Source organism: Streptomyces sp. JH002 (genome assembly GCF_050916115.1).
GTDB lineage: Bacteria > Actinomycetota > Actinomycetes > Streptomycetales > Streptomycetaceae > Streptomyces > Streptomyces xiamenensis.
The window spans coordinates 2,963,732-2,978,599 of the sequence record NZ_CP087989.1 but is presented as its reverse complement, the minus strand read 5'-3'; the positions used below and the strand labels follow the sequence as shown (position 1 = coordinate 2,978,599).

General features: G+C 72.9%; 18 protein-coding genes and 1 pseudogene. 9 read left to right on the top strand and 10 right to left on the bottom strand.

Annotation, left to right across the window (positions count from 1 at the left end):
- The first annotated feature begins 24 nt into the window (after positions 1 to 24).
- Together H7827_RS13460 and H7827_RS13455 are read left to right on the top strand one after the other, a co-directional pair.
- Complete coding sequence (locus tag H7827_RS13460; protein ID WP_432745299.1) at positions 25 to 1,050, top strand: trypsin-like serine peptidase; 1,026 nt, start codon at positions 25 to 27, stop codon at positions 1,048 to 1,050.
- 91 nt (positions 1,051 to 1,141) lie between these two features.
- Positions 1,142 to 1,372 (top strand): hypothetical protein, encoded by a 231-nt coding sequence (locus H7827_RS13455; RefSeq protein ID WP_432745297.1) that lies wholly within the window; start codon positions 1,142 to 1,144, stop codon positions 1,370 to 1,372.
- Positions 1,373 to 1,391: 19 nt separating this feature from the next.
- Here H7827_RS13455 and H7827_RS13450 read toward each other — a convergent pair whose 3' ends face one another.
- The 5 genes from H7827_RS13450 to H7827_RS13430 form a co-directional block, all read right to left on the bottom strand.
- A complete protein-coding gene (locus tag H7827_RS13450; RefSeq protein WP_432745295.1) occupies positions 1,392 to 2,033 on the bottom strand; it encodes a class I SAM-dependent methyltransferase in 642 nt (213 codons plus the stop codon).
- A gap of 118 nt (positions 2,034 to 2,151) precedes the next feature.
- On the bottom strand, positions 2,152 to 2,922 hold the full coding sequence (madM, locus tag H7827_RS13445) for a malonate transporter subunit MadM (RefSeq protein ID WP_386537014.1): 771 nt from the start codon (positions 2,920 to 2,922) through the stop codon (positions 2,152 to 2,154).
- Between the two features lies 1 nt (position 2,923).
- On the bottom strand, positions 2,924 to 3,340 hold the full coding sequence (gene madL / locus H7827_RS13440; RefSeq protein WP_432745293.1) for a malonate transporter subunit MadL: 417 nt from the start codon (positions 3,338 to 3,340) through the stop codon (positions 2,924 to 2,926).
- A 53-nt stretch (positions 3,341 to 3,393) separates the two neighbouring features.
- Positions 3,394 to 4,929, bottom strand: coding sequence for an AMP-binding protein (locus H7827_RS13435; RefSeq protein WP_432745291.1), 1,536 nt, complete (start codon positions 4,927 to 4,929; stop codon positions 3,394 to 3,396).
- Between the two features lie 14 nt (positions 4,930 to 4,943).
- Complete coding sequence (locus tag H7827_RS13430) at positions 4,944 to 6,287, bottom strand: malonyl-CoA decarboxylase domain-containing protein (RefSeq protein WP_432745288.1); 1,344 nt, start codon at positions 6,285 to 6,287, stop codon at positions 4,944 to 4,946.
- 139 nt (positions 6,288 to 6,426) lie between these two features.
- Between H7827_RS13430 and H7827_RS13425 the strand changes: the two genes are divergently transcribed.
- Together H7827_RS13425 and H7827_RS13420 are read left to right on the top strand one after the other, a co-directional pair.
- The gene (locus H7827_RS13425; protein ID WP_432745286.1) at positions 6,427 to 7,104 is read left to right on the top strand and encodes a GntR family transcriptional regulator; all 678 of its coding nucleotides are present in this window, start codon (positions 6,427 to 6,429) and stop codon (positions 7,102 to 7,104) included.
- Complete coding sequence (locus H7827_RS13420; protein WP_432747983.1) at positions 7,104 to 8,027, top strand: phosphotransferase; 924 nt, start codon at positions 7,104 to 7,106, stop codon at positions 8,025 to 8,027. The genes H7827_RS13425 and H7827_RS13420 overlap by 1 nt, the downstream gene beginning before the upstream one ends.
- On the opposite strand, the gene H7827_RS13415 is transcribed toward H7827_RS13420, so the two are convergent.
- Positions 7,948 to 8,223 (bottom strand): DUF3817 domain-containing protein, encoded by a 276-nt coding sequence (locus H7827_RS13415; RefSeq protein WP_432745284.1) that lies wholly within the window; start codon positions 8,221 to 8,223, stop codon positions 7,948 to 7,950. The genes H7827_RS13420 and H7827_RS13415 overlap by 80 nt on opposite strands.
- Before the next feature lie 192 nt (positions 8,224 to 8,415).
- Positions 8,416 to 9,054 (bottom strand): TetR/AcrR family transcriptional regulator, encoded by a 639-nt coding sequence (locus tag H7827_RS13410; protein ID WP_432745281.1) that lies wholly within the window; start codon positions 9,052 to 9,054, stop codon positions 8,416 to 8,418.
- 131 nt (positions 9,055 to 9,185) lie between these two features.
- On the opposite strand from H7827_RS13410, the gene H7827_RS13405 reads away from it, so the two are divergent.
- Entirely contained in the window at positions 9,186 to 11,108 is a 1,923-nt protein-coding gene (locus H7827_RS13405; protein ID WP_432745279.1) for a serine/threonine protein kinase, read from the top strand.
- A gap of 16 nt (positions 11,109 to 11,124) precedes the next feature.
- Here H7827_RS13405 and H7827_RS13400 read toward each other — a convergent pair whose 3' ends face one another.
- Positions 11,125 to 11,814: a maleylpyruvate isomerase family mycothiol-dependent enzyme gene (locus tag H7827_RS13400; protein ID WP_432745277.1), complete on the bottom strand. Its 690-nt coding sequence runs from the start codon at positions 11,812 to 11,814 to the stop codon at positions 11,125 to 11,127.
- Positions 11,815 to 11,850: 36 nt separating this feature from the next.
- Here H7827_RS13400 and H7827_RS13395 point away from each other — a divergent pair, with 36 nt between their 5' ends.
- Entirely contained in the window at positions 11,851 to 12,366 is a 516-nt protein-coding gene (locus tag H7827_RS13395; protein ID WP_432745274.1) for a GNAT family N-acetyltransferase, read from the top strand.
- Between the two features lie 99 nt (positions 12,367 to 12,465).
- On the opposite strand, the gene H7827_RS13390 is transcribed toward H7827_RS13395, so the two are convergent.
- Positions 12,466 to 13,191 (bottom strand): PIG-L deacetylase family protein, encoded by a 726-nt coding sequence (locus tag H7827_RS13390; RefSeq protein WP_432745271.1) that lies wholly within the window; start codon positions 13,189 to 13,191, stop codon positions 12,466 to 12,468.
- A 93-nt stretch (positions 13,192 to 13,284) separates the two neighbouring features.
- Here H7827_RS13390 and H7827_RS13385 point away from each other — a divergent pair, with 93 nt between their 5' ends.
- The 3 genes and pseudogenes from H7827_RS13385 to H7827_RS13375 all read left to right on the top strand — a co-directional run bounded on the left by H7827_RS13385 (position 13,285) and on the right by H7827_RS13375 (position 14,206).
- A complete protein-coding gene (locus H7827_RS13385) occupies positions 13,285 to 13,599 on the top strand; it encodes a hypothetical protein (protein ID WP_200365708.1) in 315 nt (104 codons plus the stop codon).
- Positions 13,600 to 13,713: 114 nt separating this feature from the next.
- Positions 13,714 to 13,866, top strand: a pseudogene (locus H7827_RS13380) (pyridoxamine 5'-phosphate oxidase family protein); the annotation flags it as partial.
- 109 nt (positions 13,867 to 13,975) lie between these two features.
- A complete protein-coding gene (locus tag H7827_RS13375; protein ID WP_432748082.1) occupies positions 13,976 to 14,206 on the top strand; it encodes a hypothetical protein in 231 nt (76 codons plus the stop codon).
- A 13-nt stretch (positions 14,207 to 14,219) separates the two neighbouring features.
- Here the strand turns inward: H7827_RS13375 and H7827_RS13370 are convergent, their stop codons facing one another.
- Positions 14,220 to 14,762 carry a hypothetical protein gene (locus H7827_RS13370; protein WP_030733215.1) on the bottom strand — a complete coding sequence of 181 codons (543 nt, stop codon included), beginning with the start codon at positions 14,760 to 14,762 and terminating at the stop codon, positions 14,220 to 14,222.
- Between the last annotated feature and the right edge of the window lie 106 nt (positions 14,763 to 14,868).

The window sequence follows — 14,868 nt, the reverse complement described above, 5'->3', positions numbered from 1 at the left end:
CAACTCCCACCGGAAGGTTGCTCTGTGAATCGCTTAAGACGCGCGTGCCTGCCGCTGCTGGCCGCCACCCTGTTGCTCTCCGGGCTCGCCGGGAACGCCTCCGCCGAGGACCGGACCGACCCGGCCGGTACCCGTACCGCCGACGCCCAGCTCTCGGGCGGGGCCGCCGCTCTGGCCGCCCTGGCGGACACCGATCCCGCCGCCGCGCTGGAGGAGTACTGGACCCCGGAGCGGATGGCCGGGGCTCTGCCCGCCGACAACCTCGTGCCGGACGCCGCGGATGCCGCCGACGCCGCCCCGGCGGCGCGGGCGCCGGAGGACTCCGGGGGCGAGCCCGGCTCGACCGAGCCCGCGGCGCCGCTCCAGCAGGAGGGCGGCGATGTCTCGGCCGCCCTCACCGAGACCCCGGTCGTGGGCCGGGTCTTCTACACCAACCCGAACAACGGCGGGGACTACTGGTGCTCGGCCGGCGCCCTCAACAGCGACTCCAAGCAGCTGCTGATCACCGCCGGACACTGCGTCAACGTGGGCGGCAGCAACGGCAACGCCGGCGCGTGGATGACGAACTGGACCTACGTCCCGCGCTACCGCGAGGGCGCCCGCCCCTTCGGAACGTTCGCGGCCAAACAGTTCCGGTCGTTCAACGGCTGGATCAACAACAGCAACTTCGAGTGGGACGTGGCCATGGTGACCACCTGGCCGCTCAACGGCAGCAAGCTGGTCAACGTCACCGGCGGACACGGCCTGAGCTGGAACTACAGCCGCAGCCAGGCCGTCACCATCTGGGGCTACCCGGGGAACCACGCGAGCGGCCAGGTGCAGTGGTGGTGCCAGGGGACGACCGTCGACTCGGGCGGCAGGCTCCGGCTGGACTGCAACTTCGGCGGCGGCTCCAGCGGCGGCCCCTGGCTGCGCGTGTACAACGACAGCACGGGACTCGGCCAGGTCAACGGGGTGACCAGCACCGTCGACTCGGCGGGCGCGAACCGGAGCCCGTACTTCGGTGACAGCGTCAAGGAGATGTTCGACGCCCAGGGCAGCTACACCTAGTGTTCCCCGCCCTGCCCGCCCGGTTACGCTGCACCGGGCGGGCAGGGCACGGCACGGCAGCCGGCCGCGAAGCCGCCCGAGGAGGACGGACATGGGACGTTCCACCCGGCGCGCGCTCGCCGCCGTCGGCATCCTGACCGGGGTGCTCGTCGTCGGCGCGCTGGCGGGCATGGCGATGGCGCTGGCCTCGGACGCCGAGGAGGCCGAGGACTCCGGCGTCATCACGCACACCACGGACGAGGATCCGCAGGACGTGCTGGACTACTGGACCCCCGAACGGATACGGGACGCCGAGCCCGCGCCCATGCCGATCCCCGACTGACGCCCGCGCCCTGCCCCCCTCAGGACGGACGGTGTGCCCAGAACAGGGCGTGCCCGCTGTCGCCCTCCGGGACGAACTCCTCCCGGTCGACCGCCAGACCGGCCCCGGTGATCCATGCCCGGTTGGTGGCGGCGTCCGCGTGGCCCCACCACATCGGGGCGCCGCCGCCGAGCCAGTTCTCCTGGGTCCCGCTCCACGCGCCGTGTCCGGTGGTCGCCACGAAGCAGCCGCCGGGGCGCAGCCATCCGGCGATGTTCCGCAGCAGGGGCGGCTGTTCGGGGAGCGGGATGTGGATGAGGGCGTAGAGGGAGACCACGGCGTCGAAGGAGGCGGGTGCGAAGGACGCGGTGGTGGCGTCTCCCACGGCGAACTCCGCCCCCGGCACGTGCTCCCGGGCCCGTCGGATCTGGGTGGCGCTGATGTCGATCCCGGTCACCCGGTATCCGGCGTCGGTCAGCACCCGGGCCACCGGCACGCCGCTGCCGCAGCCCACGTCCAGGATCCGCCCGCCGGCCGGCACCCGCCGGCACAGCTCGCCCAGCAGGTCCGCGTATTTCGTCCCCGCGCCGTACGCCTCGTCGTACCGCGCGGAGACGGCGTCGTACCCGCGCCGGACCATGTCCTTGGCATCGATGGGATCGATGGGACCGATGGCATTCACGCGCGTGACGCTAACCTGTGACGGCCGGGCCCCGCGAACGGATATCCCGCGCGGACGGCCACGGTGACCGCCGTCCTGCGGCCCGCCGGTTCCCGGTCTCCCGGCAGGGGCCGGCGTCTCACCCGCCCACGATCGCCCGCAGCACGAAGTACAGCAGCGACGGGCCGAGCAGGCAGCCCACGCCGGTGTAGAAGGTGGCCGTCATGGCGCCGTACGGCACCAGTCGCTTGTCGGTGGCCGCCAGGCCGCCCGCCACGCCCGAGGTGGTGCCCATCAGCCCCCCGTAGGCCATGGCCGACTTCGGGTTGTTCAGGCCGATCAGCGGGGCCACCAACGGGGTGCCCACCATGACCACCACGGATTTGACCAGTCCGGCGGCCACGGACAGGGCGATGACGTCCGATTCGGCGCCCACCGCCGTGCCGGTCACCGGGCCCACGATGTAGGTGGCCGCGCCACCGCCGATGGTGGCCATCGACTTGGCGTCCGTGTAGCCGAACGCGGCGGCGATCAGGGCCCCGGCGGCGAACGAGACCAGCACGCCCAGCAGGATCGACAGCGCTCCGGCCACCCCGGCCCGCTTGATGGTCTTGAGGTCCACGCCGTACGCGGTGGAGACGATCGCGAAGTCCCGCAGCATCGCCCCGCCCATCACGCTCAGGCCGGACAGGGCGGCGAAGCCGGCCAGGCCGGAGTCGCCGTCGGTCACCGAACCGCCCCAGTAGGCCAGGGCCAGGCCGAGGAGGATGGCGATGGCGGAGCCCTGGAGCCGTCCCCGGGTCAGCGTTTTGGAGAGCCAGCCGGAGACCAGCATCAGCGCACCGACCAGGGCGAAGGCCACCAGCAGGCCGTTGTTCTCGAAGACGGAGGCGAATCTGTCCAGTTCCATCTCAGACCTCCTGCCGCTCTTCGGTGGCGACCGGCGGCGGCAGTGGCTCGCCCGGTTCGCCGATCCGTGCCAGGACGGGCACCAGCGCGAGGCCGGCCGCGAGCGCGGCGAGACCCGCCAGGATGGCCATCGGGCCCCCGCTGACCGCCTTCACCACGTTCTGGGTGGAGGCCATGGCGATGACGATGGGTATGTACATCGCGCTCCAGAAGAGCACGCCCTGCTCGGTGGCCTGGGGGAAGAGCCCCTTCGCCCGGAGCCAGCCGGTGACCAGCACCAGCATGATCATGGCGAATCCGACTCCGCCGACGTTGGCGTCGACCCCTACGGCGGCGCCGATCAGTTCACCGGCGAGGGTGCCCGCGAGCAGGCACACCGCCAGTGCCGCGACTCCATAAATGATCATCGTCTTCTCCACGCTGAGAGACTGAGGGACAGGAAAGGGTGAGGTGGGGGGAGTACCGGGCTGGGTCAGGTGTCGGCGCCGGTGAACAGGCGCGCGTAGCGCTTGCGCAGTTCGGCCTTCTGCACCTTGCCCATGACATTGCGGGGCAGCGCCTCCACGAGCCGGACGGCCCGCGGGTGCTTGAACCGGGCGAGGTCACCGCCGATGAAGTCCAGCAGTTCCCGCTCCCCGGGCTCCTGGCCCGGTGCGGGGACGACGACGGCCACCACCGTCTCCCCGAAGTCCGGGTGCGGGACCCCGATCACGGCGGACTCCAGCACCCCCGGGTGCGCGTCGAGCAGTTCTTCGATCTCCTTCGGGTAGATGTTGTAACCCCCGGAGATCACCAGGTCCTTGCCCCGGCCGACGATGCTGAGGTAGCCGTCCTCGTCGACGCGGCCCAGGTCCCCGGTGATGAAGTAGCCGTCCGCGCGGAACTCGGAGGCGGTCTTCTCGGGCAGCCGCCAGTAGCCGGTGAAGACGTTCGGGCCGCGTACCTCGATGCTGCCGACCTCGCCGTCCGGCAGCACCCGGCCGGTCGCGGCGTCCACCACCCGGATCTCGGTTCCGGGCAGCGGCTTGCCGACGGTGCCGGGCTTGCGCGGCCCGCCCGCGTACGGGTTGCTGGTGTTCATGCCGGTTTCCGTCATCCCGTAGCGCTCCAGGATGGTGTGCCCGGTTCGCGCCCGGAACGCCTCGTGGTCGCTCGCGAGCAGTGGCGCCGAACCCGAGACGAACAGCCGTACCGAGGAGCAGGAGGCGGCGGTGAGCCGGTCGTTCCGCAGCAGCCGGGTGTAGAAGGTGGGCACGCCCATGAGCACGGTGGCCCGGGGCAGCAGGTCGATGATCGTCTCCGCGTCGAACTTCGGCAGGTAGTACATGGAGGCCCCGGCCGTGATGGTCATGTTCGCGGCGACGAAGAGCCCGTGGATGTGGAAGATCGGCAGGGCGTGGATCAGCCGGTCCTCGCCCGTGAACTGCCACGAGTCGAGCAGCGCCCGGCAGTTGGAGGCCAGATTGCCGTGCGAGAGCACGGCGCCCTTGGAGCGTCCGGTGGTGCCGGAGGTGTAGAGGATGGCGGCCGGGTCGTCGGCCGAGGCCGTGAAGGGCTCCGGCTCCGGGGCGTCCGGTCCGCCTTCCAGCAGGGTTCCGTCGCCCGCCGTGCCGAGGGTTTCCAGGACGAGTTCCGGGCCGGCCCGGTGTGCGTGGCCGGCCCGGTGCTCCGGGGAACAGACCAGGACACGGGGTTCCGCGTCCTTGATGAAGTACTCCATCTCGGCGCCGGTATAGGCGGTGTTGAGCGGCAGGAAGACACCGCCGACGCGCAGGGTGGCCAGGTAGAGCGCGATGGCCTCCGGGGACTTCTCCACCTGCATGGCCACCCGGTCGCCCGGGGTGACCCCGTCCGCCACGAGCCGGGCGGCGATCAGGCGTACGGTCCGTTCCGTGTCGCCGTAGCTGACGCTCCGCCCGTCGGGCAGCTCGAAGAGTGCCTTGTCCGGCTGCCGTTCCACCTGTTCGGCGAAGGACTGATGGATGGTCGGCGGCAGAGGTGGTGCCATCGGGGCTGTTCCTTTCACGTTCCGCTCGGGTCCCGTGCGGCGGCCGCGTGGGCGTCCCGCATCGGCCCGCCGAGAGCGACGGTGCGGTGGCGTACGAAATCCTCGTGCCGGCGCTCCAGCCGCTCCGGTTCGTAGCGGTAGTTGATCATCGCGCCGTACGACTGCCGCCAGGCCGTGGGCGAGGTGTCGGCCGGCCAGTTGAGCTGCCAGGCGGCGGCGCCGTTGCCGAGGTGGAAGCGGGCGACAGGGTCGAGCGGTCGCCCGTCGGTCTCCCGCTTGCCCAGCGCGATGTAGCGGGTCAGGGCGGGGAGGAGCCGCGAACGTATCCGCTCGGTCTCCGCCGCCGGGAGAGCGGACAGCCGCTGCGGCCCGGCCAGGGCGTCCAGCTCGTCCCGAAGGGCACGCAGCCGCGGGTCGTGCCCGGCCTGGCCGGTGAGCCAGCGGCGAAACCCGGGGAGCGGGGAGAGGGTGGCGAAGCGCCGCAGATGCGGCAGCCGTTCGCTCACGTCCTCGATGACCTGTTTGATGAGGAAGCTGCCGAAGGAGACCCCGGCCAGCCCGTCCAGCGCGTTGTTGATCGAGTACAGCGCGGCGGTGTCCGCCTGCGCCGGGTCCAGCTCCGGGCCGGGTTCCAGCAGCGGGCCGACGCGGTCGGGCAGGCCGCGTACCAGCGCCACCTCCACGAAGATCAGCGGCACATCCCCGGTGGCCGGGTGGAAGAAGGCGTACAGGTCGCGGTCGGCGGGCTCCAGCCGGCGGCGCAGTGCGTTCTCGTCCGCCATCGGGTGGACCCGCTCGCCGCGCAGCAGTCGCCCGCGCAGCTCCGGCGGCGCGTCCTGCCAGGTCACCCGCGCCATGCGCAGGAATCCGCGGTTGAACCAGGAGGTGAGCAGGTGGTGGAAGTCGTGGTCGAGGGGCCGCAGCGGCGGGTGGTGGCGGGCGAGCCGGAGCAGGTCCTCGCGCATGCCGACCAGGGCCAGGGTGGCGCCCGGCGCGTGGTGGAGGCGGCGCAGCAACTGCTGCCTGGCCGGTTCGACCGCGTCGAAGAGCCGGACGAGTTCGGTGTTGCCGCCCAGGCCGCCGTCCCTGGCGGCTTCCCACTGGTGGAAGGCCGCGCGGACCTGGTCGGCGTCGACGCCGTACGCCGTCGTGACGTGAGTGAAGAACGCCAGCCTGCCGTCGTCGTCGAGTGCGCGGTAGGCGGTGAGGGCGCGGGCCGCGACCGCGCGCAGGGACGCCTCGCCCACGTCGCTCATCAGCACCTCGCAGGCCGTGAGCAGAGCTTCCAGCGGGTCTTCCGGCCCGGGGCCGGCGGCGGGGAAGAGGTCGGTGAGGGGCCAGCCGTCATGGTGTTCCACGTTCCGCTCCTCCCGACAGCTTGGTGTATGCATCACCGGGCGTGATGTATATAACAGCCGCACCGTAGAGGACAGACGTGCGGTGCGCTACCCCCTGGAACACACCGATTGACCGGATAGCCTGAGCCCGGAGGTGCGCATGGCTCGAATCCCGGAGGCCCGGCGGGTACGGGACGCCCTGGAGAAAGCTGTCGTCGAAGGCCGCTACCGCCCCGGCCAGCGACTCGACCCCGCCCGGCTGGAGCGGGAGTTCGGCTGTTCCCGCACACCGGTGCGTGAGGCCCTCCAAGCCCTGGAACGCTCGGGGCTGGTGCAGATCCGCGCCAAACAGGGCACCTACGTCACCGAGTTGAGCGTCCCCGAGCTGGCCGAGCGGTTCGAGGTCATGGCCGAACTGGAGGGCATGGCCGCCAGACTGAGCGCCCGCCGCATCGAACGCGAGCCCCTGGACGATCTGGGGCGGGCCCTGCGGGAGTGCGAGAAGCACGCGCTGGCCGGTGACGCCGACCGCTACTACTACGCCAACGCCGACTTCCACGGCATCGTGTACGACTCCTGCGGCAATGAATATCTGCGCCAGCAGGTCCGTGCGCTCAAACGCGTCCTGCAGCCGTACCGGCGGCTGCAACTGCGGGTCCCGGACCGCATGCGCCGCTCCCTCGCCGAGCACCGCACGATCGCGCAGGCCATCACGTGCGGCGACGCCGAGGCCGCCGAGACGGCCGCCCGCGAGCATGTGCTGGTCCAGGTCAGGGAGTTCAGCCAGCTGGTGCGGACCTGGCGCAGCCTCACCCAGGACGTAAGGCCGGTCCCGTGATGATCGACTCCCACCACGACATCGACGAGGCGCTGGTCAGGGCGCTGCTGCGGGAGCAGCACCCGGATCTCGCCGGGCGGGAGCTGCGGCTCGCGGCGACCGGCTGGTCGAACCAGCTGTGGCGGCTGGGGGAGGATCTCGCGGTCCGGCTGCCGCGCCGGGAATCCGCCGCCCCCGAGGCGCTCAAGGAACAGCGCTGGGCCCCCGAAGTGGTGCCGGGCCTGCCGCTGCCGGTTCCCCTTCCGGTACGCGCCGGGGCGCCGTCCGCGCACTTCCCCTGGCACTGGTCCGTCGTCGCCTGGGTGCCCGGGGAACCCGCGGACCGTGCCCCGATCACCGACGGGCCGCACGCCGCCGCCGAACTCGCCCGCTTCCTGCGGGCGCTCCACCGGCCCGCGCCCGCCGGTGTGCCCGGGCACGCCTACCAGGCCGCTCCGCTGCGGACCCTCGAGGTGCTGCCCGGCATGGAGGACGACCCGGCGGTCCTGGCCGTCCAGCGTGATCCCGCGCTCCGCGCCGTGTGGGAGGACGCCGTGGCCGCGCCCGACTGGTCCGGGACGCCGGTGTGGCTGCACGGGGATCTGCATCCCGCCAACGTCGTGGTGAACGGCGGCACGCTGGCCGGGGTCGTCGACTTCGGCGAACTGTGCGGCGGCGACCCGGCCATCGATCTCGCCGCCGCGTGGCTGCTGTTGCCGGCCGGGGCGGACGTACCCTTCCTGGCCGCGTACGGCGCCGCCGACGAGGCGGCCGTGCGCCGTGCAAGGGGTCTGGCGCTGACCAAGGCGCTCGCCCTCATCGGCATCGGGCGGGCGGGAGAGTTGGGCCGGCCGGGCGGGCAGCCTACCTGGGGGCCGGCCGGCCGAGCGGTGATCGAGCGGCTGCGCGGCGCAGCGCCAGCAGTCCACCCACTCCCGGAATGAGCGACAGCGCCCGGACGGCGGGCGTGGCGTGCGGGAGGCGCCAGGCCAGCAGGATCACGAACAGGTAGGCGCAGCCGTGGGTGGGCCCCAGCAGGGAGGACAGGGGCCGCAGGTGCACGGTGGCGAGGTTGGCCAGCAGGATGAAAAGCGAGGCCAGCTCGATGTGCGCGGCGATGCGCAGGGGCCGCAGGGGCACGGTGACGTCCTTCGGGGCGGGGGTCGCGGGGGGTACGGGCCGCGACTTCGGGCCGCGGCCCGTACGGGGCGTCACCGACGCTAGGCCGCGCGTCCCGCCCGTCCCAGGGGCCCCGGTGCCACGTTTCAACGGGATGGCGCCACCGCGTCGTCGTGGTCCTCGCCATTGCCCCGCCCGCTCGGCCGTCGCCGGTCAGGGCGCCGCCGGCACCGTCCCGAGGGAGAGCCAGATCCGGTCGGGGAGCGTCCGGGCGGCCTCCTCCAGGTCGAACCCCTCCGTACCGGCCAGCCACCGGGTGACGGCGAAGGTCACCGGCCCCATGATCAGCATCTCGGCCTGGGCGGGCGGCAGCGGGCGCAGTCCCTCGGCGGCCAGCCGCGGCCCGAAGAACTCCAGCAGCTCCGCGACCCGTGGCGCCCGCCCGGCGTCCACCCGCTCGGCGTGGGCGCGCAGATAACCGGCGTACGGGGAGGCGTGGATGATGAGCGCCTCCGTGCGGTGCGCCGCCGACCAGCGCAGATAGCCGCTGACGAGCGCGGTGACGGCGCCCTTGGCCGAGGTGGCGGGGCGTACCGCGTCGGTGAGGGCGGCCAGCAGATCGTCCTTGCACCGGATGAACAGAGTGGCCGCCAGCCCGTCGAAGCTGCCGAAGTGGTGGTAGAGGCTGCCCACGCTCACCCCGGACGCCTCGATCACCGCCGGCAGGGTGAACCCCTGGGGCCCGGCGTCCCGGTACACCTCGAACGCGGCCCGCAGCAGCCGGTCGACGGTGTGCTGTCCGCGCCGCTGCTTCGCCGGCCCGGCCGGGGCTGTGCGTGCCCGCTCCGTCACGTGCCATCACCATATCTTCACTGTCTTCAACGGCCCTGTGTCCTGAGGATATTGACGCACGCCGGGGATCAACTGGAAAGTAGTTCTAGAACACCGTTCCAGAAGGGGAGCCCGGGGGGAGGGCTACGGCCATGGAGGATCTCGGGGGCGCCGATCCGCGCCGGATCGGCCGCTACCGGCCGCTCGCCGTGCTGGGCGAAGGCGGTATGGGCCGGGTGCTGCTGGCCACCGGACCGCACGGCAACCTGGTCGCCGTCAAGCGCGTGCACGAACACCTCGCCGGTGACGCGGAGTTCCGCAAACGCTTCAAGCGTGAGGTCGCGGCGTCGCGCAAGGTCCGCAGCCCGCACACCGCGGCCGTGGTGGACGCCGAGATCGACGCGGAGGTGCCGTGGCTGGCCTCCGAGTTCGTGTACGGCCCCTCGCTGCACCGGGTCCTGGACGAGACCGGGCGGCTGCCGGCCGACACCGTCCTGCGGCTGGCCGCCGGCCTCGCCGCGGCCCTGCGCGACATCCACGCGGCCCGCCTCGTGCACCGCGACCTGTCGCCGTCCAATGTGATGCTGGCCGACGACGGGCCGAAGGTCATCGACTTCGGGATCGTGCGCGCCGCCGAGGGCGCCGGCACCACCCGGCTCCAGACCATGACCACGGCCGTCACCCGCTCCGGCTCGGTCATCGGGGCGCCCGGGTTCATGTCGCCCGAGCAGGCACAGGGGGCGGAACTGACCCCGGCCAGCGACATGTTCTCGCTCGGCACGATCCTGCTGATGGCGTGCACCGGCACCAACCCCTTCGAGGGCCCCGGCATCCCGCAGACCATGTTCAACGTGGTGTACGCGACCCCCGACCTGGGCGCGGTCCCCGACCGGCTGCGCCGCGTCATCGAGCCGTGCCTGTCCAAGACCCCGGCCGAACGCCCCACCCCGGCCCGCGTCCTGGAGCTGATCGGCCCGCTGGACGAGGCCGGGGCCGGGCCGGGAGCGGCCCGTCCCTGGCCGCCCGCCGTGCACCGGATGACCGAGGCGCAGCGGGCACAGGTGCGCGGGCTCGTCCCGGCGGCGGACGCGCCCACGGTCACCGCGGACGCGGTGCCCCCGACGGTGGTCGCCCCGCCCACCGGGCCCCCGACGCCCGATCGGCAGACTCCGGCCAGCGGGGTGGTGGCCGCCGTGGGCCTGGTCGTGCTGCTGATCCTCGCCCTGGTGGTGTGGTTGCCCGACGGCGGCAAGGACGACACGGCCGGCGGCGGCACACCGACTCCCACCGCCTCCGAGACCTTTGACGAGGAGCACTCCGACCCGGTGGACGAGGCGGACACCGGCACCGACAGCGAGTGGGAACCGGAGCCGGAGCCGGAACCCGAGCCCGAGCCCGACCCCGTCGGGGACGCGGAAACGGGCGACTGCTTCACCAACCACGGCACCATGCAGGACCTCGACCTGACACCGGCCGGCTGCGGCGACGGCACCTTCGAGGCCGTGGCCGTCTACCACGACAGCACGGACTACGACGACTGCGACGGCGTCCAGGATGTCGACTGGTCCGTCAACTACCCGTACTGGGAAACCACCCTGTGCCTCAGCTACCACCACGGCAACGGCACCGCCTACCACGCACAGCCCGGCGACTGCGTGTACGGCGAGCAGGGCGACGGCAGTTACTGGAGCGAGGCCGGCTGCGAGACCGGCAACTTCACCGTGGTCGCCCGGTTCGGCGAGGACAGCTCATCCAGCGACTGCGATTCCTGGACCTGGCACCACAGCCGCTACTTCTCCGTGGACGGCTGGCCGGAGCTGGGCGTACGGCTCTGCCTGGCCATGAACTACCCCGACGACGCGGGCGTCGCCCAGCAGAACAACTGCATGATCAAGTCCGGCCCGGACACCGCCGCGACCTTCACCTTCTCCGGCTGCGAGGAGGGGAACGTCTACGTCACCGGCCGCACCAGCACCTACAACGACATCGCGTTCTGCGGCAACGACGGCTCGACCACCTGGCAGAACTCCGACTTCCCCGACCTCGGCTACACGCTGTGCTGGCAGTGGCTGTGAGCCGCCGCCGCACGGCTCACGGCGTCAGCCGCGAGCCCAGGACGAGCAGCCCGGCCGCCCGGTCGCCGGACCATGACAGGCCGCCCTCGCCCTCGGCCATCCGGCCCCACAGCAGCAGAAGCAGCTGCCCGGCCGGTCCGGCCAGCGTGGCCACCGGTTCGCCTGGCCCATACGTCCACGAGGCCCCGGTGTCCGTGGCCGTCACCCGCAGCGCGTGCGGCGGCCCGGTCGCCAGACCCCGGGTGATCATCCGCGGCGCCATCGTGTCGAAGACCTCCGCGACACCGTCCGCCGCCAGAGCGGGATCGAGCGGCTTGGCCGCCCCGAGCGCGTGCTCCGCGTCCCACCGGTGGATCAGCGTCTCCTGCGCCCGCCGCCGCTGCCAGAAACCGACCGTGCGCGGTGGGGCGAACGACCAAGCCGGAGCCGCCGGATCGGCGTCCAGGGCGGCCAGCAGCGTCGCGCACCCGCCGTCGTACCACTCCAGCAGCGCTCCGGGGTCCCGCGGTGCGGGCGGGTGATGGTCCCCGTGCCCCTCGGTGACGGCTGTGGCCGCCCACAGGTTGCCGCTGCCCAGGTGCCCGGCCAGATCGCGCAGCGTCCAGGGGCCGCAGTGTTCGACGGGCGCGCCCAAGTCGGCGCTCAACGTGGCCCGGAAAGCGTCGAGTTCGCGGCGCAGATGGCTCAGGTACGACTCGGGACGCATGCGCCGGACCCTACTCCTGTCCGGCAGGATGCGGGGATGCGTTCCGATGTGGTCCTGCTCCCGCTCGACCGGCCCCTGCTGACCGCCCTGCTCGCCGTGGCCGTCGCGGAAGCGGACCCGCCGGAGGTGATGCCGCCGGTCGCGGACCCGACGGGCGGCGACGGCTGGACGGCGGAGCGCCGGGCCGCGTTCCTGCGGTTCCACGCGTGGCGCTCGCTGCCGCCGGACCCGGTGGAGTCGACGTACGCGATCACCGTGGCCGGCCGGGTGGCGGGCGCGGCGCGGCTGTGCCCCCGCCCGGACCGCGACCGCGACCGGAAACGCGTGCGGCCGGGCACGGTGGAGGCGGGCACCGTGGAGGCCGGTCTGTGGATCGGCCGCTCGCACCGGGGCGCGGGGGTGGGCGGCACGGTCCTCCGGCTGCTGATCGACCGGGCCCGGGCGGACGGGCACGACCGGCTCTATCTGTCCACGACGCCGGAGAACACAGCGATGCGGCACCTGATGGCCGGGCTCGGCCTGACCGGTACCCAGGGGCAGTTCGCGCTGTGACCGGCACCACCGGTCACGGCGGGACGGCCCCACGGCCGGCGGGCGCGTGGCGGGGGCGGGACGCGGCGGACCGGGGGCGCGTACCTCTTCGGCCGCCGCTCAGGGCCGCCGCGGCCGCCCGACCTCGCTGAACCACTCCCGGCCCAGCAGCGCCCGGAAGAGCGGGACGGGCAGACCGAGCAGGGTGCCGGGCAGCTTGCCGCCCGTCTGCGAGCGGTGCTCGGCCAGGGCCCGCTGCTTGAGGGCGGCGTAGCGGCGGACGTTGACGGCGTGCGTGATCTCCGCGCGCGGCAGGAACATCCGCTCCAGGCGGGTGGCGTCCTCGCGCAGCGCCCGCGCCAGCCGGGCGGCCGTCTCGCGCGGCACGGTGCCCTCCAGCAGCCGTGGCACGGCGCCGGACGCGAACGCCCGGCGCCCGATCTCGTGCACCTTCACGTGGTCGCGGTGTCCGTAGCCGCCGTTGCGGTCGTACCCCAGCAGCAGATCGGCCCGCTCCTGCCGCAGCACGTCGGCGAGCCGCCCGGCGGCCTCCCGGGTGTCGGCCCGTACCAGGCGCGGCCGGTCGGCCGGGTCGGGGTACAGGTCCTTGCCGTGCCCGCTGTCCGCGTACCCGAGATGGACCACCCGGTGCGCGCCCAGGACACCGGCGGCGGCCCGGAGTTCGGCCAGCCGGGGCGCGCCCTGCGGGGGCACGGCGTCCATGTGGCCGTCGGTCGCGGCCACGATCACCACCCGGTGCCCCTCGGCGGCGGCCCGCGCCAAGGTGCCGCCGGTCAGCAGGACTTCGTCATCGGGATGCGCGTGAAACGCCACCAGGGTCGCCATCGCCCCATCCTGTACCGACCACTCCCCCCGGTCCAGGATCACGCACCGCACCGCCGTTCTCCCACCGGATCAGCGGCACTTACCGTGGTCACCATGGCTGACGAAACCAGGGTCCGGCTGAAGAACGGCGGCTACGCCGTCCTCACCCTCGCCGATGTCGCGGTCGCCGCGCTGCGGACGGCCGAGGACATCTCCTACGACGTCCTCGTGACGGCGGGCGGCAGGAACCTCCCGGCCCTCGTGCTCGTACGGAACGCCTTGGCCGGAAGGGAACCGGCGAACACCAACGCGGCCGAGACGGCCCTGCACGCGCTCGGCTTCGACATCCTCGTGCGGCGCCGTTTCGACAAGGACACCGGGCAGCCGGTGCGGCTGACCCGTGAGCAGATCCGGGACTCGGCGACCTGACGGCCCCGGCCGCGCCCGCCGTGGTTGCGGACGGCCGGACCGAGCACGGACGGACCAAGGAGGCTCGGTCTTGGGACCGATGCGGACGGGCCCGTGGACGGTGAGGATGGCGGGATGCCTGACCACCCGTTCGACGTCGACGCCTTCCTCGCCGCGCCCCGCACCGCGCGCCTGGCCACCAACACCCCGGCCGGGCCCGCCGTCCGGCCGGTGTGGTTCCTGTGGGAGGAGGGCGCGTTCTGGACGCTCACCGGCCCCTGGGCGAAGCTGCGGCAGCACGTGGAGGCCGATCCCCGGGTGGCCGTGGTGCTGGGGGTGCCCCCGGACGAAGTCTGGGGGAGAGTGCGACCTGGCGACCGGCAGGGTCCGGCAGGTCATGGCGCGCGGCGGCGCCGAACTCCTGCCCTTCGACGTGCCGCGCGGCCGCCGCAAGCTCAGCCGCTACCTTGGCCCCGACGAGTCCCGCTGGGATCGGCGGTTCACCGGGTATCTGCACGGCGACTCCACGGCGGGCGGCGCCGTCTGGCTGCGCCTGGCCCCGGCCACTCTCACCGTCAAGGACCTGAGTTACGCCGTGGAACCACCCGCCGGCCCCGCCTCGCCATAGGAGAGGGGAGGGCTCAGCCGCCCAGCAGCCGGGCCTGCTCCGCCTTCAGCTCGGTGAACCCGCGGCGCGCGTAGGCGCGGATCTCCTCGCCGGGGAAGGGAACCACCGACAGGTGTTCGCTGTAGTCCTCGCGCGCCCAGCGCGCCGCGGTGATCTCGTATCCGGAGACGTGCGCGCACAGTTCGAGCAGCACGGGCGGCACCTCGCGCTCGCGCAGCAGGTCGGCGCGCTGGATCACCAGATCGCGCATCGCCTGGATGTTGGGCAGGAACACGGTGGACGCCCACAGCCGCCACTCGCTGCTCTCCCGCTCGGTGGCGGCGGGTCCGCCTTCGCCGAACGGTGAGCTGCCGTCCGGCCGGACGTTGCGCTCCAGGAACTCGGCGTAGCTGCGGCTGTTGCCCTCGGTGAGGGCGAACAACGGCCCGTAGAAGTCGCTCAGCTGCCGGTTCACCCGGGCGAGCCGCTCCTGGCGCTGGGAGAGCCGTACCCCGTTGAGGTACGTGGCGAGATAGCCGGCGAACGCCAGCGCGATGGTCACCACCAGTGCGATCACAAGAAATGATCGTAGTGGCTACGCGCGTGGCGTGACCGGCCCCAACTCCCTTTGTTCTCGCACGATTATCAAGGCCGCGACCGGGACGTGTGAACGGCGGGCGGCC

What these genes read in the sequence shown, in the direction of transcription:
- H7827_RS13455 (WP_432745297.1), top strand. Translation starts at nt 1,142, where the DNA reads ATGGGACGTTCCACCCGGCGCGCGCTCGCCGCCGTCGGCATCCTGACC.
- madM (WP_386537014.1), bottom strand. Translation starts at nt 2,922, where the DNA reads ATGGAACTGGACAGATTCGCCTCCGTCTTCGAGAACAACGGCCTGCTG.
- H7827_RS13435 (WP_432745291.1), bottom strand. Translation starts at nt 4,929, where the DNA reads ATGGCACCACCTCTGCCGCCGACCATCCATCAGTCCTTCGCCGAACAG.
- H7827_RS13425 (WP_432745286.1), top strand. Translation starts at nt 6,427, where the DNA reads ATGGCTCGAATCCCGGAGGCCCGGCGGGTACGGGACGCCCTGGAGAAA.
- H7827_RS13420 (WP_432747983.1), top strand. Translation starts at nt 7,104, where the DNA reads ATGATCGACTCCCACCACGACATCGACGAGGCGCTGGTCAGGGCGCTG.
- H7827_RS13405 (WP_432745279.1), top strand. Translation starts at nt 9,186, where the DNA reads ATGGAGGATCTCGGGGGCGCCGATCCGCGCCGGATCGGCCGCTACCGG.
- H7827_RS13400 (WP_432745277.1), bottom strand. Translation starts at nt 11,814, where the DNA reads ATGCGTCCCGAGTCGTACCTGAGCCATCTGCGCCGCGAACTCGACGCT.
- H7827_RS13395 (WP_432745274.1), top strand. Translation starts at nt 11,851, where the DNA reads ATGCGTTCCGATGTGGTCCTGCTCCCGCTCGACCGGCCCCTGCTGACC.
- H7827_RS13390 (WP_432745271.1), bottom strand. Translation starts at nt 13,191, where the DNA reads ATGGCGACCCTGGTGGCGTTTCACGCGCATCCCGATGACGAAGTCCTG.
- H7827_RS13385 (WP_200365708.1), top strand. Translation starts at nt 13,285, where the DNA reads ATGGCTGACGAAACCAGGGTCCGGCTGAAGAACGGCGGCTACGCCGTC.
- H7827_RS13375 (WP_432748082.1), top strand. Translation starts at nt 13,976, where the DNA reads ATGGCGCGCGGCGGCGCCGAACTCCTGCCCTTCGACGTGCCGCGCGGC.